Below are 24,160 nucleotides of genomic sequence, written 5' to 3' on the forward strand. Positions count from 1 at the left end.
GCGTCTCCGTGGACACCGGCGCGTTGCCACACCGCTACGCGGCTGCACCGGCCGAAGCACTCAGTGCGCTTTCCGCTCGGGCAGCGGAATCCACTCCGTTTCGCCGGGCACCTTGCCCATTTCCTGATTCGTCCACGCGAGCTTGGCCTGCTCGATTTTCTCGCGCGAACTGGCGACGAAATTCCATTCGATGAAGCGTTCCCCGTCCAGCTTGTCGCCGCCGAGCACCATCACGGTGGCGCCGTTGCTACTGGCGAGCGTGACCGTTTCATCGAGCGCCAGCACTGCCATCGTGCCGACTTCGAGCGGCGTCCCGTCGATCTCCAGATCGCCTTCCACCAGATAGACGCCGCGTTCCTCATGTTCCGGTTCCAGCGCGAACGCGCTGCCGGGCGTGAAATGCGCGGCCACGTAAAGCGTGCCCGAGAAGGTCGTGACCGGCGCGGTCTGGCCGAACGCCGTGCCGGCGATCACGCGCAGCGTGACGCCGTTGCGTTCGATCTCGGGCAGCGTGGCAGCGGCGTGATGCTCGAAGGACGGCTCGGTATCTTCGTGATCCAGTGGCAGCGCGACCCAGGTCTGGATGCCGTGCATGGCGAGGCCACTCGCGCGGTCTTCGTTGGGTGTGCGTTCCGAATGGACGATGCCGCGGCCGGCGGTCATCCAGTTGACGTCGCCAGGGACGATTTTCTGCTCCGAGCCGATGCTGTCGCGATGCATGATCGCGCCTTCGAAAAGATACGTGACCGTGGCGAGGCCGATGTGCGGATGCGGACGGACATCGAGGCCGACGCCGGGTTCGAGCACGGCGGGACCCATGTGATCGAAGAAGATGAACGGCCCGATCAGGCGCGCGGCCAGCGCCGGCAGCACGCGACGCACGCTCAGGCTGCCTACGTCTCGCAGATGGGGCTTGAGGACTGCTTTGATCGAGGAGGACATGGTCACGCTCGTTGGGGAGGATTGGGGTCATTCTACTGGTGTGCGGGGGAGGATGTTGTTTGGCGGCTTTCGACGAAGCGAGGTTGCTCCGCTAAACTCTCTCTTCCGACAAAACCAAAGGAGACGGCCATGGCGCCGAAGGATTTGTTGCTGGCGCTAGTGGTGGTGATCGCGTGGGGCATTAACTTTGTCGTGATCAAAGTGGGCCTGCACGGCGTGCCGCCGATGTTGCTCGGTGCGCTGCGCTTCACGCTCGCCGCGGTTCCCGCCGTATTTTTCGTCAGGCGCCCGCAGATGCCGTGGCGCTGGCTGCTTGCCTACGGCGCGACCATCTCGTTCGGCCAGTTTGCGTTTCTCTTTTCCGCCATGTACGTCGGCATGCCCGCCGGGCTGGCGTCGTTGGTGCTTCAGGCGCAGGCCTTCTTCACGCTGATCTTCGCCGGGCTGTTTCTACATGAGCGCTTTCGCGTGCCGAACGTCGTCGGGCTGGCGATCGCTTCCGGCGGTCTTGCTGTGATCGGTATGCAGGGCGGCCACGCCATGACGCTTGCCGGCTTCGTGCTCACGTTGTGTGCGGCCGGGTCGTGGGCGCTGGGCAACATCGTCACCAAGAAGGTTGGCAGGGTCGACCTCGTAGGGCTGGTGGTCTGGGGCAGCCTGATTCCGCCGCTGCCGTTTCTCGCGCTTTCCTACGCCTTCGAAGGTCCGCAGCGGATCGCCGCTGCGCTGTCGGGTATCGGCGCGACCTCGATCTTTGCCGTGGTGTATCTCGCCTTTATTGCGACGCTGTTGGGATACGGTTTGTGGAGCCGCCTGCTCTCACGCTATCCAGCGAGCCAGGTGGCGCCGTTTTCGCTGCTGGTGCCGATTGTGGGTCTGGCATCCGCCTCGGTGTTTCTGGACGAGCATTTGACGACGCCGCAGATTGCCGGCGCCGCTCTCGTGATGGTGGGTCTTGCGGTGAATGTGTTCGGCGGCTGGTTCGTGCGGCGCTTCGCGCCGGCACGTTAGTTCGCGCGGCGAAAAACCGCGATGGCAGACCGCCTCAAGCGCCTCAAACGCCTCAAGTCATGCGGTTTTTCGCCAGCGGAGGATTCGCCGCGAAATATCGCTTGATGCCCTTCATGATGGCCGTAGCCATCTGATCGCGATAGGCGTCGTCGTTCAGGCGTTTCTCTTCGTCCGGGTTGCTGATGAAGGCGGTCTCGACGAGGATCGATGGAATGTCCGGCGCCTTCAGCACGGCAAACCCGGCCTGTTCGACGGAACCCTTGTGCAGCTTGTTGATATCGCCGATCTCGTTCAGCACGAAGTTGCCATAGCGCATCGAATCGCGGATCTGCGCCGTGGTCGACATATCGAACAACGCGCGATTGACTGCCGCGTCATCCGATTTGATGTTGATCCCGCCGATCTGGTCCGACGAGTTTTCCTTGTCCGCCATCCAGCGCGCCGCGGCGCTCGAGGCACCGTGCTCCGATAGCGCGAACACCGACGAGCCGCGTGCTTCCGGCGTGGTGAACGCGTCTGCGTGAATCGACACGAACAGATCCGCGCCGACGCGCCGCGCTTTCTGCACGCGCACGTTGAGCGGCACGAAGAAGTCGTCGTCGCGGGTCATCATCGAGCGCATGTTGGGCTGCGCATCGATCTTCGCGCGTAGCTTCTTCGCGACGTCGAGCGCGATGTGCTTTTCATATGTGCCCGCGCTGCCGATCGCGCCCGGATCTTCACCGCCATGTCCCGGGTCGATCGCCACGGTCAACAGGCGCACCGTGTTGTTCTTGCCTGACTTCGGCGTGGTGAAGGCGTAGGTGTCGTCGGGGCCGTTGCCGTTGTTGCCGCTGTTGTTGCCGGCAAGCGCGCCAGGTGGCGTGAGCGGCTTGCCGGGCAGCGGCGCTTGCGCCAGGGTGTGCGGTGCGGGCACCGGAACGGGAACTGGCGTCGTGTGAGCCAGCGGATGAGGCACATCCGGCGCGTGGTCGTCGTTCTGCGCGTAGCGGTCGAAGAACGCCTCGCTGTTGTCCGCGGTGGGCGGCGTCGTGCCGGGGCCGCTCAAGGTGGTCGGCGGCGCGGCATTTTCATCGAGGCGTTGCTGCTTGCGCTCGCTTTGCGCGAGCAGGTCCATCATCGGATCCGGCGCGACGGCCGGATACAGGTCAAACACCAGCCGGTATTTATAGGAGCCGACCGGCGGCAACGTGAACACCTGCGGCTTCACCGAACCCTTCAGATCGAACACCATCCGCACCACATGTGGCAGATATTGCCCGACGCGCACAGCCTGAATCTGCGGATCGTTCGGTGTGATCTTCGAAACCAGATCTTTGAGCTCCTGGTCGAGATCGAGGCCGTTCAGATCCACCACCAGCCGGTCCGGGGTCTGCAGCAATTGCTGGGTGTTCTGCAGCGGCTGATCGGATTCGATCGTCACGCGCGTGTAGTCGCGGGCCGGCCAGACCCGCACGCCGAGCACCGAACTCGCCCACGCGAGGCGTGGCGCGACGAGACCGAGCACGAGCGTCGAGGCGCCGGCGCGCAGAATCTGCCGGCGCCGCCAGTTATGCGAGGCGGTGGCGGCGGATTCGATCGAGCGAAATGGCTTGATTAACATCTTTCTAGACATGCTTTTCCTGATTCGCTGTACGCCCGGGCAACCAGCAGCCGGCCGTCGCCGTCGACATCGAGCGAGAAAACAAGATCCGGCACGCCTAGCAGGCCGCCCGCGCGTTGCGGCCATTCGACGAGGCAAACCGCACCGCTGTCGAAGTACTCGCGAAAGCCGGCGTCGGCCCATTCAGCCGGATCGGTGAATCGATACAGATCGAAGTGATAGAGCTCAAGTTCCCCATCGGGTCTTTGAACTGCGTACGGTTCGACAAGCGTATAGGTGGGACTGCGCACGCGCCCGGTGTGACCGAGGCCGCGCAAAGTAGCCCGCACGAGCGTGGTTTTGCCGGCGCCGAGGTCGCCGGTCAATTGCACCTGCAGGCCCTGGAATCCGTCGACGCTCGCGTTGCTGTCATGCGCTTTCTGCGCGGCGCCGCGCACGCTCTCGATCGCCTCCGCGAAGCGCACGCCGAACGCGCTGGTGGCTGCTTCGTCCGCGAGCGCGAAGTGGCGCTCGAGCAGGACTGCAGCGGGTGGTTGGATCGCGAGATCGGCGTTGTCGGGCATTCTCGTAAAATGGCGTGATGAACCGAAGTCCGGAGTCCCCCGTTTCCTGCACGCCTGCGTCCGATGGCGATGCGCGCGCCACGCGTCAGCTCGATGAAGCGGCGCTGGCGGCGCTTGCCCTGCGCATCAAGGCGTGGGGCCGCGAACTAGGTTTCGGGGCGATCGGTATCAGCGACACCGATCTCTCCGCTGCCGAGGCGGGTCTTGCCGCATGGCTTGAAGAGGGCTGCCACGGCGAGATGGATTATATGGCTAAACATGGGATGAAACGCGCGCGGCCCGCAGAGCTTGTGGCCCATACGCGACGCGTGATCAGCGCGCGTATGGCTTATTTGCCGGGGGATTCGCTGTCTCGCGGGCGTCCTCATTCGCCTGATCAGTCCGAGGTTGGAAAGCTCGCCGAAAGCGCGCCCACCGAACTCACTGAAGCGCGTAACTGGCGTGCTGACGAGTTTGCGCGGATAAACGACCCGTCCGCCGCGGTAGTGTCGATCTACGCGCGGGGCCGTGATTATCACAAGGTTATGCGCAACCGGCTGCAGCGGCTTGCCGACAGGATCGAAGCCGAAATCGGCGCCTACGGTTACCGGGTGTTTACCGATTCCGCCCCGGTTCTCGAGATCGAACTCGCGCAGAAAGCGGGCATTGGCTGGCGCGGCAAGCACACGCTGTTGCTGCAGCGCGACGCCGGATCGCTGTTTTTCCTCGGCGAAATCTACGTGGATGTGCCGCTGCCGACCGATGCGCAGTCGACACCCGAGAGCGCCCCCGAAACGCCGGGTGCGCATTGCGGCACTTGTACGCGCTGTATCGACGCGTGCCCAACCGGTGCGATTGTGGCGCCTTACAAGGTCGATGCGCGGCTTTGCATCTCCTATCTGACCATCGAACTGAAAGGCAGTATTCCACGGGAACTGCGGCCGTTGATCGGCAATCGGGTGTACGGCTGTGACGATTGCCAGCTCGTCTGTCCGTGGAACAAGTTTGCCCAGGCGGCGCCGGTTGCCGATTTCGATGTGCGGCACGGCCTCGATCGTGCGACGCTGGTCGAACTGTTCGCGTGGAGCACCGACGACTTCGATACGCGCATGCAGGGCAGCGCGATTCGTCGCATCGGCTACGAGGCGTGGCTGCGCAATCTGGCGGTCGGTATGGGTAATGCGTTGCGCGCCGATCCGGCGAGCCTGGCAGTCGACGCGCGGGCGGCGATCGTGGATGCCTTGCGTCAGCGTATGGATGATCCTTCGGCGCTGGTGCGCGAGCATGTCGAATGGGCGCTTGAATCCGCCTGAGCTGGCGGCGTACAGTAGCGGAAATCTGGCGCGGCAGCGGGCCGCGTCCAGAGTGGTTCAGGAAATTTCAGGCCAATACATCATGTTCAACGCAGTGATCGACGCGCCGTTCGGCAAAGTCGGCATTCGTCTCGACGCCGAAGCCGACTCGGTGCGCGAGATCGCCTATTTGCCGGATCCGGTGCAGAACGTCGCGCCTGATACACCGCTCGCCGAAGAAGTTGTGCGGCAGATCGAGCGCTATCTGGAGAACCCTGCGGCGGCCTTTGACCTGCCGCTGGCTGCAATCGGCACCGACTTTCAGCGACGCGTGTGGGCGGGGATCAACGCGATTCCGCCGGGCGTGGTGCTGACCTATGGGCAACTTGCCAAAGAGGTGGGCAGCGTGCCGCGCGCGGTCGGTCAGGCATGCGGCTCGAACTATTTTCCACTGGTGATTCCGTGCCACCGCGTGGTGGCGTCGAGCGGCATCGGCGGCTTTGCGCATCACGCGGACGATGACTTTTTTCGCAAGGTCAAGCGCTGGCTGCTGGCGCATGAAGGTGTGTCCTACGCATGAGTGAACCGATTATTGCCGACGCTCCCGACACGCCCGCTCCGTCACCGTTGTTCGTGACGAGCAATGCCTCGATTGACGCCTTCTGCGACGCGCTATGGCTCGAACATGGCCTGTCGCGCAACACGCTCGACGCCTACCGGCGCGATCTGCGCCTCTTCTGCGAATGGCTTGCGCAGAGCCGCAATGCTTCGCTCGATACGGCCAGCGAAGCGGACCTCACCGCCTATAGCGTCGTGCGGCAGAAGGACAAGTCCACTTCGTCGAACCGGCGACTGTCGGTGTTCCGGCGCTACTACGCATGGGCTGTGCGCGAGCATCGCGCAAAGGTCGACCCGACGCTGCGCATCCGCTCGGCCAAACAGCCGGCGCGTTTTCCCGCGACGCTGAGCGAGGCTCAGGTCGAAGCGCTGCTCGGCGCGCCGGATATCGCCACGCCGCTGGGCCTGCGTGATCGCACGATGCTCGAACTGATGTACGCAAGCGGCTTGCGCGTCACCGAACTCGTTACGCTGAAAACAGTGGAAGTGGGGCTCAACGAAGGCGTCGTGCGGGTGATGGGTAAGGGTTCGAAAGAACGCCTCATTCCGTTCGGCGAAGAGGCGCATGCGTGGATCGAGCGCTATCTGCGCGAGGCGCGGCCGGCGTTGCTGGGCGCGCGAGCGACGGATGCGCTGTTCGTGACCAGCCGGGCCGAAGGCATGACGCGCCAGCAGTTCTGGAACATCATCAAGCGTCATGCGGCGGCGGCCGAGGTGCATGCGCCGCTCTCGCCGCACACCTTGCGGCATGCGTTCGCGACGCATTTGTTAAATCACGGCGCCGACCTGCGTGTCGTGCAACTGCTGCTTGGACATACCGATATCTCGACCACGCAGATTTACACGCATGTGGCGCGTGAGCGCCTGAAGTCGCTGCATGCGGCGCATCATCCACGGGGGTGAGGGCGGATGACCCCGTGTGCCTTGCGCGTGCGCGCTGGCGCTTAAACCAGATCGCGCAGGCGGTGCTTCAGGATCTTGCCGGTTGACGCGGCCGGCAGCGCAGCGAGCGGACGTACTTCGGCGGGACGTTTGTACGGGGCGAGCCGCTCGCCGCACCATGCGATCAACTCTTCCGGCGTTACCTTCGCGCCGGCCTTCAGTTCGACAAAGGCGACCACTTCTTCGTTGCCTTCTACCGCGCGTCCTACCACCGCCGATTGCATGACCTCCGGGTGCGCGTTCAGCACGTGCTCAACTTCAGCCGGATATACGTTGAAGCCCGAACGGATAATCAACTCCTTGCTGCGTCCCACGATATGCAGCGCACCGTCGACATTCTGGCGCGCGAGATCGCCAGTCTTGAGCCAACCCTCCGTGGTGATTGTGGCGGCGGTCTGTTCGGGATTGCGGTAATAGCCAAGCATGATGTTTGGCCCGCGCACCCACAATTCGCCGACCTCTCCTTGCGCGAGCTCCTCGCCATCGAGCGAGACGAAGCGCACCTCGATACCGGGAATTGCGGGGCCAACCGAGCAATCGCTGCGCGGTGCGTCGAGCGTGGTCTGCGCGACGGTGGGGCTGCTCTCCGTCATGCCATAACCGTTGTGCAACGTGATGCCATACACGCTTTCAACATGTGCCTTGAGCGACGCGTCGAGCGGTGAGCCGCCCGAATAAGCGAAGCGCAGACGCGGCGCGGACCACGCATGGCCGTGCCTCTGCAGATGTTCCAGCAACTTGGCATGCATCGCGGGGACACCCTGGAAGATCGACACACGTTCTTCGGCGAGTGCCCGGCGCACCGCTTCGGGCGCGAAACGCGGTACAAGCCGCAGGGTGGCGCCGGCATACAGGCTGCCGAGGCATACCGAAGCGAAACCGTAGACATGCGAGATCGGCAGGACGGCGTACACCACATCGTCGGGGCCGACGCGGCGCAGGCCGCTTGACATGGCGGCGATAAACAGCAGATTGCGGTGCGACAGCATCACGCCTTTGGGCGCGCCGGTGGTGCCTGTGGTGTAGATCAAGGCGGCGCATTGGCGCTCGCTGGCGCGTTCTACCGGCTCTGCCGTGACGGCGTTGTCGAGCGCAAAGGCCCATGCGCCGATAGCGGGCGCGAGCGCGGGCGCCGTCGCGGCGCCGTGACGTTGCGCATGCTGTGACGCGTCGGGCGAGCTTTCGACAGCGTAGGCCACGAGCCGCGGCTGGGCGTGCGCGCGGATTGCGTCGAGTTCGGCGGCGGACAGGCGCGCATTCGACACGAGCGCCCACGCGTCGAGCTGGGCGGTAGCGAACAGCAGCACCACCTGCGCGATGCTGTTTTCCGCGACAATCATTACCCGGTCGCCGCCGCGTACGCCCCATTCGCGCAGCAGCGCCGCGGTAGCGTTCACGGCTTCCAGCAGTTGCATGTTCGTCAGACTTCGCGCGTCTTCGATCAGCGCGACATGCTGCGGATCGCGTGCGGCAGCCAGCGCCGGAATTTGCGCAATGCGCTGCGGCAAGGCGGCGAGCAAGTCGGGCACGTGGATGGTGCTACGTGCAGGTGAGTCGAAGATCAACGCGGTCTCCTTGAAACGATAGGGCCCCGACAGGCGTGGCGCCGGGTGATTTCCGAACGATCGTGCCACAGTCGCCAACGACGCACAATTGGCCGTTCGGCCAATGGCGGTCGCGCAAGGCCGCCATTACAATGCGCCGATGAGCAAATCCAGACACGTCTCCGAAACGCCAGCGACGCAGTTTCTGCGCCGTCACGGCGTCGAATTCGGAGAGCACCCTTACGATTATGTCGAGCACGGCGGCACCGCGGAATCGGCGCGCCAGCTAGGCGTGGACGAGCATCAGGTCGTGAAGACGCTGGTAATGGAAGACGAGCACGCCAAGCCTTTGATCGTGCTGATGCACGGCGACCGTACCGTCTCCACCAAAAACCTCGCACGGCAGATCGGTGCGAAGCGCGTGGAACCGTGCAAGCCGGAAGTGGCGAACCGGCATTCCGGCTATCTGATCGGCGGTACGTCGCCGTTCGGTACGCGCAAGGCGATGCCCGTCTATGTGGAGTCGAGTATTCTCGAACGCGAGAAGATCTGGCTGAACGGCGGCCGGCGCGGGTTTCTGGTGAGTATCGCACCCTCTGTGCTCACGCAGTTGCTGAAGGCGAAGCCGGTGCAATGCGCGAGCGTGGATTGAAGGCTGCCAAAGCTGTCGCTGCCTGGCTGGCATCGACTGATGCCCCGAAGCAGGCTCGGGTTGCGCCGACGGTTTCGGGAATACCCTCTGCAAAAGTGGCTGGCCGCGATGGCCCGGTTCGGTAGAATGTTCGCCGTTTCGTTCGTGCCGCGGGATGCGTGTTCTACCTGTCGCCCCTGTTGCGCTTTCCGATAACTATAAGAGTCCCCAGATGCAAAACCTGATCGTCGCTGTCGTTGCTTATCTGATCGGTTCGGTGTCGTTTGCCGTGATCGTGAGTTCCCTGATGGGACTGGCCGACCCGCGCTCGTACGGCTCGAAGAATCCCGGCGCCACCAACGTTCTGAGAAGCGGCAACAAGACGGCCGCGATCCTGACGCTGATTGGCGATGCGTTCAAGGGCTGGCTCGCCGTCTGGCTCGTCAGCCACTTCGGCGCGCGCTACGGACTCGACGATACGGCGATCGCGCTTGCCGCGATCGCCGTTTTCCTCGGCCACCTGTATCCGGTATTTTTTCGCTTCAAGGGCGGCAAGGGCGTCGCGACAGCCGCGGGCGTTCTGCTGGCTATCAACCCCGTGCTAGGCATCGCCACGCTACTGACCTGGCTGATCGTCGCCTTCTTTACGCGCTATTCGTCACTAGCGGCGCTCGCGGCCGCGGTGTTCGCGCCGCTTTTCGACGGCTTCCTGTTCGGCGCGAACATCATTGCGCTGTCCATCGTCGTGATGAGTTCGCTGCTCATCTGGCGTCATCGCGGCAATATCGCGAAGCTGATGGCGGGGCAGGAAAGCCGCATCGGCGACAAGAAGAAGGCCGAGGCCCAGGCGGCGCCGAAGCGGCACTGATCTGATGCGACACTGAAGCGGTGGCGCCGCGGCGCCCACGGCGGTCTCGCAGGCGTTGCGTGACGGAAAAACCAGGCACGACATCAGGCCGGACACGCAACCTGCGTGCGCAGGCATGTGCACGCATGAGCAGCATGATCGCCACCGGCGTCAGCGCCACTCCTGCGCAATCTGGACGCCTTAATCGCGGAAGTTGTTGAAGTCGAGCGGCGTGTCCGTGACATCCTTGCGCAGCAGCGCAATCACACTCTGCAGGTCGTCGCGCTTGGTGCCGTTCACGCGCACCGCATCGCCCTGAATGCTTGCCTGGACCTTGATCTTGCTGTCTTTCACGAGCCTGACGATCTTCTTCGCCAGATCGCCCGACACGCCTTTCTTGACGGTGACGACCTGCTTGACCTTGTCGCCACCGATTTTCTCGATCTTGCCGTACTCGAGGAAGCGCACGTCGACGTTGCGCTTGGCCATTTTCGACACCATCACGTCCTTGACCTGACCCAGCTTGAAGTCGTCGTCGGCGTAGAGCGTCAGCTCGTGCTCCTTGTGTTCGACGCGCGCGTCCGACCCCTTGAAGTCGAAGCGGGTGGAAATTTCCTTGTTGGACTGCTCGATCGCGTTCTTGACTTCGATCATGTTGGCTTCGCACACGACGTCAAACGATGGCATTGCTCTCTCCAATAGTGCTGCGATACACGGCGCCGCCGGACGGCTGCGCACGATGCACTCGCTATAATCACGAACCGGACGTCATTTTACCGACGCCTTTCTCTTTTGCCCAAGGCCGCTGCGCAATACCGCCTGGCTTGCGGCACACGGCCCTCACATTCCGATGTCCCTGATGTCCCAGTCCGACTCCACTGTTTTCCTCGCCGGGTATCCGCTCAAGGCTCACAACACCTTTGGCTTCGATGTCCGCGCGCGGTTCGCGTGCCGCATCGAACGCGAGGACCAATTGCTCGCGGCGGTGCGTGACCCGCGTGCAGCCGGCCTGCCTCGGCTGGTGCTGGGCGGCGGCAGCAACGTCGTGCTGACCGGCGACTTCGAGGGCCTCGTGCTGCTGGTGGCATTACGCGGTCGCCGTCTCGTGCGTGAGGACGACGAAGCGTGGTACGTCGAAGCGGCCGCTGGCGAAAACTGGCACGACTTCGTGTCCTGGACCCTTGCACAGGAGAAGCCTGGCCTCGAAAACCTCGCGCTGATTCCGGGGACGGTGGGGGCCGCGCCGATCCAGAACATCGGCGCCTATGGACTCGAAATGTGCGAGCGCTTCGCATCGCTGCGCGCCGTGGAACTGGCGACCGGCGAAGCGCGCGAGTTCGACGCAGCGGCTTGCCGGTTCGGCTATCGCGACAGTTTCTTCAAGCGAGAAGGGCGTGATCGCTTTGTGATCACGTCGGTTACGTTTCGCTTGCCGAAAGCGTGGGTGCCACGCGCGAGCTATGCGGACATCGCCCGCGAACTGGCCGCCGAGGGTCATGGTGACACATCGCCGAGCGCGCAGGCAATTTTCGACGCCGTCGTGGCCGTGCGCCGCGCGAAATTGCCCGACCCGTCGCAACTCGGCAATGCCGGCAGCTTCTTCAAGAATCCTGTGATCGACGCAGTGCAGTTCGAGGCGTTGCAGCGCCGCGAGCCGGAGGTGGTTTCGTACCGGCAGGCGGATGGTGCGGTGAAGCTTGCGGCGGGGTGGCTGATCGATCAGTGCGGCTGGAAAGGGCGCGCGATGGGCGCGGCCGCTGTGCACGAACGTCAGGCACTCGTGCTGGTGAATCGGGGTGGGGCAAGCGGCGCAGAGGTGCTTGCGCTGGCGCAGGCGATTCAACGGGATGTGCGTGAACGGTTTGGAGTGGAGCTGGAGGCCGAGCCGGTTTGTCTGTAGGACGCGGTGCAGCGGGGTTTTGAGTTCTGCACGCGCAATAAAAAAAGGTGCCGTGAGTGAGCCGGGCACCTTTTGCTGGCTGCTAGCGCAGGATTTGGTCCGTTCAGCCGCGCCGCAGACACGCACAAGCACGGCGCGTACGTGGATGCCCGCCTCGTATTCGGGCCCGGTCGCGCTTCGCGCAGAAGCCGCTCAGTGGTTCAGCTTGCCGAGCAGCAAAAATTCCATCAACGCCTTTTGGACATGCAGGCGGTTTTCCGCTTCGTCCCATACGACGCTTTGCGGTCCGTCGATCACCTCTGCGCTCACTTCCTCGCCACGATGGGCCGGCAGGCAGTGCATGAAGAGTGCATCTGCGTTGGCGCGCGCCATCATCTCGGCGTCCACGCACCAGTCGGCAAACGCAGCCTTGCGCGCTTCGTTCTCCGCCTCGAAGCCCATGCTGGTCCAGACGTCGGTGGTGACCAGATCGGCGCCGGCGCAGGCCTCGTTCGGATCGTCAAACTCTTCGACAAACGGTGCGCTCTCAGGCGCCACCATGGCGCGGTCGAGCTTGTAACCCGGCGGCGTGGACAGTCGCAGCTGGAAGCCGAGAATCTGCGCCGCCTCGATCCAGGTGTACAGCATGTTGTTCGCATCGCCGACCCAGGCGACCGTCTTGCCGCGAATCGGGCCACGATGTTCGAAATACGTGAAGATGTCGGCCAGCACCTGGCACGGGTGATATTCGTTGGTCAGGCCATTGATGACCGGCACACGCGAATTGTCGGCAAAGCGCTTGAGGATGTCCTGGCCGAAGGTGCGGATCATGATGATGTCGACCATGCGCGAGATGACCTGCGCAGCGTCTTCGATCGGCTCGCCGCGGCCCAGTTGCGTATCACGCGTGCTCATGAATACCGCATGGCCGCCTAGCTGGAAGATGCCCGCTTCGAACGAGAGGCGCGTGCGTGTCGAGTTTTTCTCGAAGATCATCGCCAGCGTGCGGTCGTGCAGCGGGTGGTAGGTCTCGTAGTTCTTGAACTTGTTCTTCAGGATGCGGGCGCGTTCAAGCACGTACTCGTAGTCTTCCAGCGAGAAATCCTTGAACTGCAGGTAGTGGCGAATTTTCTTGGCGGTCATGAAACAAATACGGCGGTCTCACCCGGCGAAATTGCCGGACGCTGCCGCCGTCGTTTGTGGTAACTCTATGCAGCATAAAGGATTCTGGCGCATTTGACGAGCTAGCCAGAAGGCCAGGCGGTCATTCCTAAGCGGGCCTGCGAGTCTTAAGAGGTGTGCTTGTGTGCAGTGCGGAAGAAGGTCCGCTACGCTATAATCTCGGGGTTTCCCAAAAAGCCCAGCAAGCAGGCTACATGCTTGCGGGACACGGCTCGCGCGCCCGGAAGGCTTTCCTCGCGGTGCGCCGTCATGACGATTGCCGAGGTGGCCCTGGCCGGCACTGCGGCGCCCAGCGGCATGGTTCGCGGGGTCGTGTACGACGTGTTCATGCAGCCGCAGCCACATTCGCTGGCATTGTGCTGGGCAGTCACTCAGGTATTCCTACATGGCCGAAGAAGCTCCAACCGAATATTTCATTCAGGGCATCACGTCGAACGGAAAGAAGTTTCGGCCGAGTGACTGGTCGGAGCGGCTCGCCGGGGTGATGTCCATGTTCGGGCCGGGCACGAAAAGGGGGCCGAATGCCTACATGCAGTACTCGCTGTACGTCCGCCCCACGATCATCGACGACCTGAAGTGCGTCATCCTCGACTCGCGGTTGCGCGACATCGAACCCATGGCCTTCGATTTCGTCATGAACTTCGCGAAGGACAATGACCTGCTGGTCACCGAGGCCTGCGAACTGCCGCCGGAACACGGTACTCAACAGGCGTTGAAGGCGAAGTAAAGCGGCGGTAGGCGCCCGAATGGGCTAAGACGGCTGATCCATTCACGTGAGGATCGAGTCAGGGCAACGAGGCGAAAGGAAACGATTGAAACCCAACCCGCGAAGGCGGGTTTTTTTGCGCCCGTCGCAAGCAGTAGCGTCAAATGAGTACCGTGCGCGCAGAGACCGGGCAGACGAGATAAATCCCAAAACCAAACAAAAAAGCCCGCCTAGGCGGGCTCTCATGACGCAGCGGAAACAGGAGGTAGCCCGCCGGAGCGGGCTGACCGGATTTACTGCGCTGCGGGCGCTTGCAGACCCTTGATGGCTGCAGCGAGGCGGCTCTTATGGCGAGCTGCCTTGTTCTTGTGAACGATTTTCTTGTCGGCGATGATGTCGATCGTCTTCGTCGACGCCAGGAAGATCTCAGCGGCCTTAGCCTTGTCGCCGGCGTCGATCGCCTTGCGAACAGCCTTGATTGCCGTGCGGAACTTCGAGCGCAGGGCCGAGTTATGCGAGTTTGCCTTCGCGGCCTGACGGGCGCGCTTGCGTGCTTGTGCGGAGTTAGCCATGACGGTTCCTTATCCTGTTCCTGTTTCCAGTACCTGACCTTCAAGTGGCCGGGCGCTGCTTTAGCTCGAACCCTTGGAAGCGATTGCCCAAGAGCGCAAAAATGTCGAAATTGGTAATTCAACTACGCGAAATCTGGCTCGTTCTAACAGACATCGAGAGGGCATCTGAATGCCGTCCGAAAATTGAGCGAGCGTCGAAACCGGCGATTATAGCAACAAAAACAGGCACGTGGCAAACGAAAATGGGCGATCTGACGCCCGGGCGCTCCTGCTGACGCTCTCCGGTTCCCGGCCCGCTTTGCGCGAAATCGAACGTCTGCGACGTAAATCGGTCCGATTCGCGTCAAGGCTCCTCGTCCGCACCTGCGGCACCCGTATAATAAGCGCCCCATGAATCTATTCCGAGCCCTGCTGACGGTCAGCGGCTTCACGCTGCTGTCGCGCGTGACCGGCCTGGCCCGCGAAACGTTGATCGCCCGCGCGTTCGGCGCCAGCCAGTTTACCGACGCGTTCTACGTCGCCTTTCGCATTCCCAACCTGCTGCGCCGGATTTCCGCTGAGGGTGCCTTTTCGCAGGCGTTCGTGCCGATTCTCGCCGAGTTCAAGAATCAGCAGGGGCACGACGCGACCAAGGCGCTCGTCGACGCAACCTCCACCGTCCTTGCCTGGGCGCTCGCGATTCTCTCGCTGCTCGGCGTGCTGGGCGCCTCCGGCGTGGTGTTCGTGGTGGCGTCCGGCCTCGCGCACGATGGTCAGGCGTATCCGCTCGCCGTCACGATGACGCGCATCATGTTTCCGTACATCGTGTTCATCTCGTTGACGTCGCTGGCCTCGGGCGTCCTGAATACTTACAAGAACTTTTCGCTGCCGGCCTTTGCGCCGGTGCTGCTGAACGTGGCGTTCATCGTCGCGGCCGTGTTCGTCGCGCCGCATATGAAAACGCCGGTCTACGCGCTCGCGTGGGCCGTGATCGTCGGCGGCGTGCTGCAGTTTCTGGTGCAGTTGCCCGGTCTCAAGAAGATCGACATGGTGCCGAAGATCGGCTGGAACCCGGTGCGTTCGCTCGCGCATCGCGGCGTCAAGCGCGTGCTCTCGAAGATGGTGCCGGCCATGTTCGCGGTCTCGGTGGCGCAGATCAGCCTGATCATCAACACGAATATTGCGTCGCGGATCGGGCCCGGAGCGGTGTCGTGGATCAATTACGCCGACCGGCTGATGGAGTTTCCCACCGCGCTGCTGGGCGTTGCGCTCGGCACGATCTTGCTGCCGAGTCTTTCCAAGGCGCACGTCGATGCCGACCCGCACGAGTACTCGTCTCTGCTCGACTGGGGCCTGCGTGTGACTTTCCTGCTCGCCGCGCCGAGTGCGATCGCGCTGTTTTTCTTTGCCGAGCCGCTCACCGCCACGCTGTTTCACTACGGTAAATTCGACGCCCGCTCGGTGGTGATGGTGGGCCGGGCGCTGGCCGCCTATGGTGTCGGCCTGATTGGTCTGATCCTTATCAAGATCCTCGCGCCGGGCTTCTACGCGAAGCAGGACATCAAGACGCCGGTGAAGATCGGGGTCGGCGTGCTGATAGTCACGCAGTTGAGCAATTTCGTCTTCGTCCCGATCTTCGCTCATGCGGGTTTGACCCTTAGCGTCGGGCTCGGCGCTTGCGTGAACGCGCTGTTGCTGTTCATCGGCTTGCGCCGGCGCGGTATCTATATGCCGTCGGGTGGCTGGCTGGTTTTCTTCGTGCAGATGATCGGGGCATGCCTCGTGCTCGCGGGCGTCATGCACTGGTTTTCCATCAGCTTCGACTGGATCGGCTTACATGCCCAGCCGCTTGCCCGTATCGTGTTGCTGGCGGCGTGCCTGGTTCTGTTTGCTGCGCTATATTTCGGTATGCTTTGGCTGATGGGCTTCAAATACGCGTATTTCAGAAGGCGAGTGAAGTGATCACGACGACGCGGGTTCTCGACTATTTCAGCACGCTGGTCGCCGAAGACGACAGTCTGCCCCTGACCGAGGCAGCACTCTCGCTTGCACAGGACGCTTATCCCGATCTCGATCTGCAAGGCGCACTCGCCGAGATTGACGAACTGGTGGTGCGCCTGCAGCGCCGCATGCCAGCCGATGCTGACATCAAGCAGAAGGTCGGCATCCTCAATCGCTTTTTCTTCCGCGAACTGGGTTTCGGCAACAACCTCAACGATTTCCTTGACCCCGACAACAGCCATCTGAACGTGGTGTTGAAGCGGCGCCGCGGCATTCCGATTTCGCTTGCCGTGCTGTATCTGGAGATGGCCGAGCAGATTGGTGTTCCGGTGCGCGGTGTGGCGTTTCCCGGTCATTTCCTGTTGCGCGTGACCACGCCCGATGGTGACGTGATGCTCGATCCGACCACCGGGCACTCGCTCTCCGAGTCGGAGATGGTCGAGATGCTGGAGCCCTATGTGGCGTCGGCCGGCGAGTCGGTCAGCCGTGCTTTGCGCATGCTGCTGCAGCCGGCCACCCGGCGCGAGATCATTGCACGCATGCTGCGCAATCTGAAGTCGACCTATCTTCAGACGGAACGCTGGCAGCGTCTGTTGGGCGTGCAACAGCGGCTGGTGATTCTGCTGCCTGAGAGCATCGAGGAAGTGCGTGATCGCGGCTTCGCTTATGCGCGGCTCGACTATCTGCGACCGGCGCTCGAAGATCTGGAGCGCTACCTGGGCGACCGCCCCGATGCGGACGATGCGACGGTGGTCGAGTCGCAGTTGCATGAGTTGCGCCAGCGCACGCAGCATAACGACCGGGACTGAGATTCGCCGGCGCGCGCATACGCCGCGGTCCTCGCGGCATATGACGGGCGGCGAACCGCTCCCGCTACTTCGGCTGCATCCGGATGGCTCCATCGAGGCGGATCACTTCGCCGTTGAGCATCGGGTTATCGAAGATCTGTTTGGCCAGCATCGCGTATTCCGCCGGCTTGCCGAGACGCGGCGGGAACGGCACCATCGCGCCGAGCGCGTCCTGCACTTCCTGCGGCATTCCGAGCAGCATCGGCGTTTCGAAGATACCCGGTGCAATCGTCATCACGCGGATCGCGTTGCGCGACAGATCGCGTGCGATCGGCAGCGTCATCCCCACCACACCGCTCTTCGATGCCGCATAGGCGGCCTGGCCGATCTGGCCATCGAACGCCGCCACCGACGCCGTGTTGATGATCACCCCGCGCTCGCCATTCGCATTCGGCTCGTTCTTCGCCATCGCCGCGGCGGCAAGGCGAATCATGTTGAAGGTGCCGATCAGGTTGATCGAGATCGTTCGCGTGAACGAGTCGAGCGGATGCGGGCCGTCCTTGCCGACGGTCTTGATGGCCGGCGCGACACCCGCACAATTGACCAGGCCGCGCAGCGTACCGAGTTTCGTTGCGGCATCGACTGCTTGCGTAGCGTCGTCTTCGCGGCTGACATCGCACTTCACGAACACGCCGCCCAGTTCCTGCGCGAGGGCCGTGCCCGCATCCTGATTGAGGTCGGCAACGACGATCTTGCCGCCCTCTGCGGCGAACAGGCGCGCAGTGGCGGCGCCGAGACCCGATGCACCGCCGGTGATCAGGAATACATTGTCACGAATCTCCATGTCTGCTCCTTTGCTTCAGTTCAGTAATCGTCACGATCGAATATCTTTTCGATGGTCGATTGTAACGGCTGTGCTGCAGCGCGGAAAGAAAAGGGCGGGTGGTTGCACCGAAGTGGTGCTTGAATGTGGTCAGAAATTTGATCGGGATAACTGAGCAAATTGACTGCGCGGATGACGCTCGGCGAATGCAACGCGTAAAACGAAGTGTGAATAAAAAACCCGCCCATGTGGGCGGGTTTTAGCGAAGCGGATCTGACGTATTGTGAGAGGGCAAAAAATCCAAAGTCCCGCGCGTCTCACCACCTCACTTCATCGAATTCACTTCAACGCATCGAACACACGCGTGCGGATTTCGTCGACGGTGCCCAGCCCGGAAATAGCCCGGTACTGCGGCGCCTTCAAACTGCTCGACGCGTCACCGTTTTTGGCCCACGTGGTGTAGTACTCGATCAGCGGCTTGGTCTGCGCGACATACACTTCCAGACGCTTCTTGACCGTTTCTTCCTTGTCGTCGTCGCGCTGGATCAGCGGTTCACCCGTGACGTCGTCGACGTTGTCGACCTTCGGCGGGTTGAACTTGACGTGATACGTACGTCCCGAGGCAGCGTGCACGCGGCGGCCGCTCATCCGCACGATGATCTCGTCGAACGGCACGTCGATTTCCAGTACGTAGTCGATGGCGACGCCGGCCTGCTTCATGGCTTCCGCTTGCGGCAGCGTGCGCGGAAAACCGTCGAACAGATAACCGTTGGCGCAATCCGCTTCCTTCAGACGCTCTTTGACGAGATTGATGATCAGCTCGTCCGACACCAGTTCGCCTGCATCCATAGAACGCTTGGCTTCAATGCCGAGCGGCGAGCCAGCCTTGACGGCCGCACGCAACATATCGCCGGTGGAAATTTGCGGAATGCCGAATTTTTCCTTGATGAACGTTGCCTGAGTGCCCTTACCCGCTCCGGGAGCACCCAAAAGGATCAAACGCATGTGATATCTCCAGATCTATGTGAATTCTTGGGTGGCGCTACGCTTTAAGGCATCCGCGCGTTGGACTCAGGGGGCCCGCTTCGAAGTGACCGCAGTGCGCCTCGCGCTGCACGTCGTGGACGACGGCGCTGCAAGGGGGACGGCGGGACGACCGGGCAAACCCTGGCCAACGATCATTGCAGATGGTGCGCACAGCCATTTGATTATGCCATGGGTTTTTACGCCGACGGACCGAATAACGACCTTACGCGAGCGAGGTCCGCAGGGGTATCGACACCCGGCAGCGGTGCTTCGCTGGTGACGAGCACGGCGATCCGCTCGCCATGCCACATGGCGCGCAGTTGCTCGAGCGCCTCGGCCTGTTCGATTGGCGAGAGGGTGAGCGTTGGGTACGAGCGCAGAAACTTTGCACGGTACGCATACAACCCGATATGCCGGTAGACCATGGCAGGCGCGGGCGGCGTGGGCATCGCGGCGACGTCCGGCCAGTGCGGCTGATACGCGTCGCGCGCCCAGGGAATCGGCGCGCGCGAGAAGTACAGCGCAACGCCGCGCGCGTCCAGCACGACCTTGACGACGTTCGGGTTGAAGATTTCGGCCGGGTCGGTAATCGGGTGTGCCGCGGTTGCGATGGCACAGCCGTGGCTCGCAGCGAGGTGCGACGCAACGCCGCACACCAGTGCGGGATCGATCAGCGGTTCGTCGCCCTGCACGTTGACGACGATCGTGTCGTCGCTCCAGCCGTAGTGCGCCGCGACTTCAGCAAGACGGTCGGTGCCCGACGGATGATCGGCACGCGTCAGCATGGCTTCGATGCCGTGTTCGCGTGCGACGTCGAGGACCGACTGCGCATCCGATGCGATCAGCACGTGCTGCGCGCCCGAGGCCAGCGCCCGCTCCGCAACGCGCACGACCATCGGCTTGCCGCCGATATCGGCGAGCGGCTTGTTGGGCAGACGGGTCGAGGCGAGCCGCGCCGGTACGACGGCAATGAACGGCGGGGCGGCAGGGGCGGTGGACGTGGGTTGAGTCATGGGAAACGCGGCGGCAAAACCGGAACAAGGCGCCGAACAGGGGGCCAAAGAAGGCGCCGAAGAGGACGCGGAACGGGACGCGCCCCAGCTAGGGCGCGCGCAGAAAAAACAACGAAGCGGAACGAACGGCTCTGCCCATCAGGACTACGGCATCAGGCTCCAGGCGCAGGATGCAAAGGCTCGACCGGGGTGCCTTCGACGGTTTGACGCGCTTCGTCTACCAGCATCACGGGAATGCCGTCGCGGATCGGATACGCCAGCTTGTCTGCGTTGCAGATCAGCTCCTGCGCCGGACGATCGTAGCTGAGCGGGCCCTTGCAGATCGGGCAGACGAGAATTTCAAGCAGGCGAGCGTCCACGGACTTTCTCCACAACTAATTCAATGAGGCGATGATCGAGCGCAGCTTCAACGGGGACGACCCAGATGCGCGCATCGTGCCAGGCCCCCAATTTTACCGCATCCTTTTCGGTGATCAGGATCGCATCTGCGTCGACATCGGCAAATGGATTGCTGGTGAACGCATAGTGGTCCGGTAACGCACGGGTCTGGGGTTTCACGCCTGCGGCACGCAAGGTCGCGAAGAAGCGCTCCGGCGCGCCGATCCCGGCCGCGGCCAGCACGCGATCGCCGCTGAACTGCGCGAGCGGCCTGCGCAGCGCCGGGTTGCCGAGATGCCACGCGTCAGCCGGCGTGAGCGAGAGCGCGAAGGTGTTGGGCCAGGGCGGCAGCGTGCGTTCGTACGGACTGTTGATCAGCGTGGCGTCGCGGCAGCGCGACAGCGGCTCGCGCAACGGTCCGGCCGGCAGCAGGAAGCCGTTGCCGCCGAGGCGATGGTCGAACACCACGAGTTCGGCGTCGCGGGCGAGGCGGTAGTGCTGCAGACCGTCGTCGCTGACGATCACGTCGACCTCGGGATGCGCGGTGCATAGCGCTTGCGCCGCCGCCACCCGGTCGGGACAGACCCAGACCGGCGCGCCGGTGCGGCGCGCGATCAGCAAAGGCTCGTCGCCGGCATCCTGCGGCGCCGAAGTGGCCGTGACGGGCGTAGGCCGGTTGACCCGCGCGCCATAGCCGCGCGACACGACGCCGGGCTGGAAGCCCGCGACGCGCAGCGCTTCGACGAGCGCAATCACCGTGGGCGTCTTGCCGGTCCCGCCGACCGTCACATTGCCCACCACTACGACTGGCACGCCGACGCGTACCGCCTTTAGCCAGCCGAGCGCAAAAGCCGCACGACGTGCCGCGGCGATCGCGCCGAAGATGCAGGCAAAGGGCAGCATGGCCCACGCAAGCGGGCCGCGCTGTTGCCACTCGCGCGCAAGACGCGTTTCGAGTTGGTGCTTGACCTCGCTCATGAGGCCAACGCCGGTGTGCGCAGCAATTGCAACTGCGGCACCGGTTCAGGTGACGCGATACACGGGACAGGTATCAACGTGTTTCTCCGGGCGGGACGATCAGGACAGGGCATGGCGAGCGCTGCATAAGCGGCGTGTCGCTCATGATGCCCTTAAAACCCGGCACTCTAGCGCGCGAGCGTCGTGCGCCGCAAGTCGCCAGCGTGACACGCGGCCGCCCGATAGACGCGGGACCAGTCTCCTGAGCCTGTGGATAACTTTGTGGAGAACTCGCCTCCGGCGGGGCTGGGAGGGCCATTCGGCGCGGGTCCTGTCGGCGTGCATCGGTCTATATGAGATAGAAATGCTTTATAAATCAAAAGGTTAAATCGGCATTACGGGCCTCTGCACGCATCCTTACAAGGACTTTCACGCTCCTCCCGACATGTGGACACTTTTAACAATTCGTACAACGCGCTGGACGTGATTGGCCGCTCGGTCTATCGTCTGTCCGGCCTGTCATCCCTATTCATCGCATGAACTCCGAAAGTCCCTTTTCGTCTTCGGGCGCGCCCGGTGGCGACGTCGTTGTGCCGGTGTCGGCGCTCAATCGCGCCATCAGCACGATGCTCGAACGCTCTTTCCCGCTCATCTGGGTGGCGGGGGAAGTGTCGAATTTCACGCGCGCCGCGAGCGGTCACTGGTATTTCTCGATCAAGGATGCGCAGGCGCAGATGCGCTGCGTGATGTTCCGCGGCCGCGCGCAGCACGCCGAGTTCACGCCGCGCGAAGGCGACCGGATCGAAGTGCGGGCGCTTGTCACGATGTACGAACCGCGCGGCGAGTTGCAACTGAACGTCGAAGCCGTGCGCCGTACCGGGCAAGGGCGGCTTTTTGAAGCGTTCCTGAAGCTCAAGGCGCAACTCGAAGCGGAGGGGTTGTTTGCCGCGGAGCGCAAGCGGCCGTTGCCGACGCATCCGCGGGCAATTGGCATCGTCACTTCATTGCAGGCCGCGGCGTTGCGCGACGTGTTGACCACATTGTTGCGCCGTGCGCCGCATATTCCGGTGATCGTGTATCCGGCACCGGTGCAGGGCGTGGGCGTCAGCGCGAAACTGGCAGCGATGGTCGAGACGGCCAACGCGCGGCGCGAGGTCGATGTGCTGATTGTCTGTCGCGGCGGCGGCTCGATTGAAGACCTGTGGGCGTTCAACGAAGAAGTGCTGGCGCGAGCGATTGCCGAAAGCCGCGTACCGGTGGTGAGCGGTGTCGGTCACGAAACCGATTTCACGATTGCCGATTTCGCTGCAGACGTGCGCGCGCCGACACCGACCGGCGCCGCCGAGCTCGTCAGTCCGCAACGCGTGCTGTTGTTACGCGATCTCGATCACCGCCATGCCACGCTCGCACGCGGCTTTGGCCGCATGATGGAGCGGCGTGCGCAACAACTCGACTGGCTCGCACGGCGGCTCGTCTCGCCATCCGAGCGGCTCGCGCGACAACGTACGCATTTGCAGCAACTCAGCGTGCGTCTTGGATCAGCCGGTGCGCGTCCGGTGCGCGATGCTCGAGCGCGGTTTTCGCTGCTGCAGATGCGCTGGCAGCGCTGGCGTCCGGATCTCGTTGCGCATCGTGCCGCCTTGAACGCACTTGCGCAGCGGCTCGACGGCGCAGCGTTGCGCCAGCACGAACGGCATACAGCGCGCGTGGCGACGCTGGCCGCGCGTCTCGAGGTGCTGAGTCCGCAACGCACGCTCGAGCGTGGCTACGCGGCTGTGCTCGACGCGCAGAATGGTCGCGCGCTGCGTGCACCGGCCGCGCTGAAACCGGGGCGTCATCTGACTGTGCACCTTGCAGAGGGCGCTGCGGATATCACGCTGGCCGATGTGCAGGCACGTCTGTCCGACGATTTCTGACGCTCTTACGCCGACGTACTTTTGACCGTGGCACGTGCATTGCGTGAGCACTGGTTACGGTTGTCCTGGCGACTTTCTAACGCATATCCGACATAAAGGCCGTTGGTTTGCGGGGTTATTCCAAGTCGCCTACAATCGAGTGCTCTACAGCGTTATCCTCAGACTGACCCCCCACACACAGATAGAAGGAAAGCACCATGGAACATACGCTCCCGCCGCTGCCGTTTGCAAAGAACGCACTCGCTCCGAACATGTCGGAAGAGACGCTCGAGTATCACTACGGCAAGCATCACCAGACCTATGTGACTAACCTGAACAATCTGATCAAGGGCACGGAGTTCGAGAACCTGTCGCTCGAAGAGATCGTCAAGAAGGCATCGGGTGGCGTCTTCAACAACGCCGCGCAGGTGTGGAACCACACGTTCTTCTGGAACAGCCTGTCGCCGCAAGGTGGTGGTGCACCGAAGGGCGCGCTCGCCGACGCGATCAACGCGAAGTGGGGTTCCTACGACAAGTTCAAGGAAGAGTTTGCCAAGACCGCAGTCGGCACGTTCGGCTCGGGCTGGGCATGGCTCGTGAAGAAAGCAGACGGCTCGCTCGACCTCGTGTCGACCAGCAACGCTGCCACGCCGCTGACCACGGACGCGAAGGCACTGCTGACGATCGACGTGTGGGAACACGCGTACTACATCGACTATCGCAACGCTCGTCCGAAGTTCGTCGAAGCATACTGGAACATCGTGAACTGGGACTTTGCAGCGAAGAATTTTGCGTAAGGTTTCATTCCGGCGGTGTGGTGTAGCCGCCCGGTGTAAACGGATAGTTTGCAAAGTCCGGCAATCGCGACGCCGCGATTAAACTTCGAGCCGTTAGTAAGCTAGTGACAGTGAAGCCCTCCAACGCGAGGGCTTTCTGCTTTTTGTGCGTGTCAGTTCCCCGTCGTTTCATTCCCGCTGGCCGTCGTGGCC

The 24,160-nt window shown here is 62.9% G+C and carries 24 protein-coding genes; 12 read left to right on the forward strand and 12 right to left on the reverse strand.

All coding sequences use genetic code 11. The annotated features are described in order from the left end of the window. Nucleotides 1–60 precede the first annotated feature (60 nt). On the reverse strand, nucleotides 61–942 hold the full coding sequence (locus tag P3T20_RS10385) for a pirin family protein (protein ID WP_074263498.1): 882 nt from the start codon (nucleotides 940–942) through the stop codon (nucleotides 61–63). Between the two features lie 129 nt (nucleotides 943–1,071). Here P3T20_RS10385 and P3T20_RS10390 point away from each other — a divergent pair, with 129 nt between their 5' ends. Further along, nucleotides 1,072–1,953, forward strand: a complete 882-nt coding sequence (locus P3T20_RS10390) for an EamA family transporter (protein WP_429286830.1) — start codon at nucleotides 1,072–1,074, stop codon at nucleotides 1,951–1,953. 52 nt (nucleotides 1,954–2,005) lie between these two features. On the opposite strand, the gene P3T20_RS10395 is transcribed toward P3T20_RS10390, so the two are convergent. Both P3T20_RS10395 and tsaE read right to left on the reverse strand, forming a co-directional pair. Continuing rightward, nucleotides 2,006–3,568 carry an N-acetylmuramoyl-L-alanine amidase gene (locus P3T20_RS10395; protein WP_429286831.1) on the reverse strand — a complete coding sequence of 521 codons (1,563 nt, stop codon included), beginning with the start codon at nucleotides 3,566–3,568 and terminating at the stop codon, nucleotides 2,006–2,008. Next, the gene (gene tsaE / locus P3T20_RS10400; protein ID WP_074263501.1) at nucleotides 3,550–4,119 is read right to left on the reverse strand and encodes a tRNA (adenosine(37)-N6)-threonylcarbamoyltransferase complex ATPase subunit type 1 TsaE; all 570 of its coding nucleotides are present in this window, start codon (nucleotides 4,117–4,119) and stop codon (nucleotides 3,550–3,552) included. The genes P3T20_RS10395 and tsaE overlap by 19 nt, the downstream gene beginning before the upstream one ends. Before the next feature lie 17 nt (nucleotides 4,120–4,136). Here tsaE and queG point away from each other — a divergent pair, with 17 nt between their 5' ends. The 3 genes from queG (at nucleotide 4,137) to xerD (ending at nucleotide 6,911) form a co-directional block, all read left to right on the forward strand. Beyond that, entirely contained in the window at nucleotides 4,137–5,411 is a 1,275-nt protein-coding gene (queG, locus tag P3T20_RS10405) for a tRNA epoxyqueuosine(34) reductase QueG (protein ID WP_429286832.1), read from the forward strand. A gap of 82 nt (nucleotides 5,412–5,493) precedes the next feature. Next, a complete protein-coding gene (locus tag P3T20_RS10410) occupies nucleotides 5,494–5,970 on the forward strand; it encodes a methylated-DNA--[protein]-cysteine S-methyltransferase (protein WP_429286981.1) in 477 nt (158 codons plus the stop codon). Next, a complete protein-coding gene (gene xerD, locus P3T20_RS10415; protein ID WP_074263504.1) occupies nucleotides 5,967–6,911 on the forward strand; it encodes a site-specific tyrosine recombinase XerD in 945 nt (314 codons plus the stop codon). The genes P3T20_RS10410 and xerD overlap by 4 nt, the downstream gene beginning before the upstream one ends. A 41-nt stretch (nucleotides 6,912–6,952) precedes the next feature. Here the strand turns inward: xerD and P3T20_RS10420 are convergent, their stop codons facing one another. Continuing rightward, nucleotides 6,953–8,515, reverse strand: a complete 1,563-nt coding sequence (locus tag P3T20_RS10420; protein WP_429286833.1) for a class I adenylate-forming enzyme family protein — start codon at nucleotides 8,513–8,515, stop codon at nucleotides 6,953–6,955. A 139-nt stretch (nucleotides 8,516–8,654) separates the two neighbouring features. On the opposite strand from P3T20_RS10420, the gene ybaK reads away from it, so the two are divergent. Both ybaK and plsY read left to right on the forward strand, forming a co-directional pair. Next, nucleotides 8,655–9,146 (forward strand): Cys-tRNA(Pro) deacylase, encoded by a 492-nt coding sequence (ybaK, locus tag P3T20_RS10425; protein WP_429286834.1) that lies wholly within the window; start codon nucleotides 8,655–8,657, stop codon nucleotides 9,144–9,146. A 211-nt stretch (nucleotides 9,147–9,357) separates the two neighbouring features. Further along, the gene (gene plsY, locus P3T20_RS10430; protein WP_429286835.1) at nucleotides 9,358–9,993 is read left to right on the forward strand and encodes a glycerol-3-phosphate 1-O-acyltransferase PlsY; all 636 of its coding nucleotides are present in this window, start codon (nucleotides 9,358–9,360) and stop codon (nucleotides 9,991–9,993) included. A 180-nt stretch (nucleotides 9,994–10,173) separates the two neighbouring features. Here the strand turns inward: plsY and P3T20_RS10435 are convergent, their stop codons facing one another. Continuing rightward, nucleotides 10,174–10,659 (reverse strand): YajQ family cyclic di-GMP-binding protein, encoded by a 486-nt coding sequence (locus tag P3T20_RS10435; protein ID WP_074263507.1) that lies wholly within the window; start codon nucleotides 10,657–10,659, stop codon nucleotides 10,174–10,176. 172 nt (nucleotides 10,660–10,831) lie between these two features. Between P3T20_RS10435 and murB the strand changes: the two genes are divergently transcribed. Beyond that, complete coding sequence (gene murB / locus P3T20_RS10440; protein WP_429286836.1) at nucleotides 10,832–11,872, forward strand: UDP-N-acetylmuramate dehydrogenase; 1,041 nt, start codon at nucleotides 10,832–10,834, stop codon at nucleotides 11,870–11,872. 192 nt (nucleotides 11,873–12,064) lie between these two features. Here murB and argF read toward each other — a convergent pair whose 3' ends face one another. Continuing rightward, nucleotides 12,065–12,994, reverse strand: a complete 930-nt coding sequence (argF, locus tag P3T20_RS10445; protein ID WP_074263509.1) for an ornithine carbamoyltransferase — start codon at nucleotides 12,992–12,994, stop codon at nucleotides 12,065–12,067. A 424-nt stretch (nucleotides 12,995–13,418) separates the two neighbouring features. Here argF and P3T20_RS10450 point away from each other — a divergent pair, with 424 nt between their 5' ends. Further along, on the forward strand, nucleotides 13,419–13,760 hold the full coding sequence (locus P3T20_RS10450; protein ID WP_074263510.1) for a DUF3579 domain-containing protein: 342 nt from the start codon (nucleotides 13,419–13,421) through the stop codon (nucleotides 13,758–13,760). A 272-nt stretch (nucleotides 13,761–14,032) separates the two neighbouring features. Here P3T20_RS10450 and rpsT read toward each other — a convergent pair whose 3' ends face one another. Then, on the reverse strand, nucleotides 14,033–14,311 hold the full coding sequence (gene rpsT / locus P3T20_RS10455) for a 30S ribosomal protein S20 (RefSeq protein ID WP_074263511.1): 279 nt from the start codon (nucleotides 14,309–14,311) through the stop codon (nucleotides 14,033–14,035). 390 nt (nucleotides 14,312–14,701) lie between these two features. Here rpsT and murJ point away from each other — a divergent pair, with 390 nt between their 5' ends. Beyond that, nucleotides 14,702–16,252 (forward strand): murein biosynthesis integral membrane protein MurJ, encoded by a 1,551-nt coding sequence (gene murJ / locus P3T20_RS10460; RefSeq protein WP_429286837.1) that lies wholly within the window; start codon nucleotides 14,702–14,704, stop codon nucleotides 16,250–16,252. Continuing rightward, nucleotides 16,249–17,100, forward strand: coding sequence for a SirB1 family protein (locus P3T20_RS10465; protein ID WP_074263513.1), 852 nt, complete (start codon nucleotides 16,249–16,251; stop codon nucleotides 17,098–17,100). Before murJ ends, P3T20_RS10465 begins: the two co-directional genes overlap by 4 nt. Before the next feature lie 64 nt (nucleotides 17,101–17,164). Here the strand turns inward: P3T20_RS10465 and P3T20_RS10470 are convergent, their stop codons facing one another. From P3T20_RS10470 to lpxK, 5 genes are all read right to left on the reverse strand, one after another. Next, nucleotides 17,165–17,923 (reverse strand): 3-hydroxyacyl-CoA dehydrogenase, encoded by a 759-nt coding sequence (locus P3T20_RS10470; RefSeq protein WP_429286838.1) that lies wholly within the window; start codon nucleotides 17,921–17,923, stop codon nucleotides 17,165–17,167. Between the two features lie 318 nt (nucleotides 17,924–18,241). Continuing rightward, nucleotides 18,242–18,907, reverse strand: a complete 666-nt coding sequence (gene adk / locus P3T20_RS10475; RefSeq protein WP_429286839.1) for an adenylate kinase — start codon at nucleotides 18,905–18,907, stop codon at nucleotides 18,242–18,244. Between the two features lie 218 nt (nucleotides 18,908–19,125). Beyond that, a complete protein-coding gene (kdsB, locus tag P3T20_RS10480; RefSeq protein WP_429286840.1) occupies nucleotides 19,126–19,941 on the reverse strand; it encodes a 3-deoxy-manno-octulosonate cytidylyltransferase in 816 nt (271 codons plus the stop codon). Nucleotides 19,942–20,093: 152 nt separating this feature from the next. Next, nucleotides 20,094–20,300, reverse strand: coding sequence for a Trm112 family protein (locus tag P3T20_RS10485; RefSeq protein ID WP_074263517.1), 207 nt, complete (start codon nucleotides 20,298–20,300; stop codon nucleotides 20,094–20,096). Then, nucleotides 20,281–21,297, reverse strand: coding sequence for a tetraacyldisaccharide 4'-kinase (gene lpxK / locus P3T20_RS10490; protein WP_429286841.1), 1,017 nt, complete (start codon nucleotides 21,295–21,297; stop codon nucleotides 20,281–20,283). Before lpxK ends, P3T20_RS10485 begins: the two co-directional genes overlap by 20 nt. 515 nt (nucleotides 21,298–21,812) lie before the next feature. Here lpxK and xseA point away from each other — a divergent pair. Next, the gene (gene xseA / locus P3T20_RS10495) at nucleotides 21,813–23,192 is read left to right on the forward strand and encodes an exodeoxyribonuclease VII large subunit (protein WP_429286842.1); all 1,380 of its coding nucleotides are present in this window, start codon (nucleotides 21,813–21,815) and stop codon (nucleotides 23,190–23,192) included. A gap of 197 nt (nucleotides 23,193–23,389) precedes the next feature. Beyond that, complete coding sequence (gene sodB, locus P3T20_RS10500) at nucleotides 23,390–23,968, forward strand: superoxide dismutase [Fe] (protein WP_074263520.1); 579 nt, start codon at nucleotides 23,390–23,392, stop codon at nucleotides 23,966–23,968. Nucleotides 23,969–24,160: the final 192 nt, after the last annotated feature.

This window comes from Paraburkholderia sp. GAS206C (assembly GCF_050435645.1).
Lineage (GTDB): Bacteria > Pseudomonadota > Gammaproteobacteria > Burkholderiales > Burkholderiaceae > Paraburkholderia > Paraburkholderia phenazinium_B.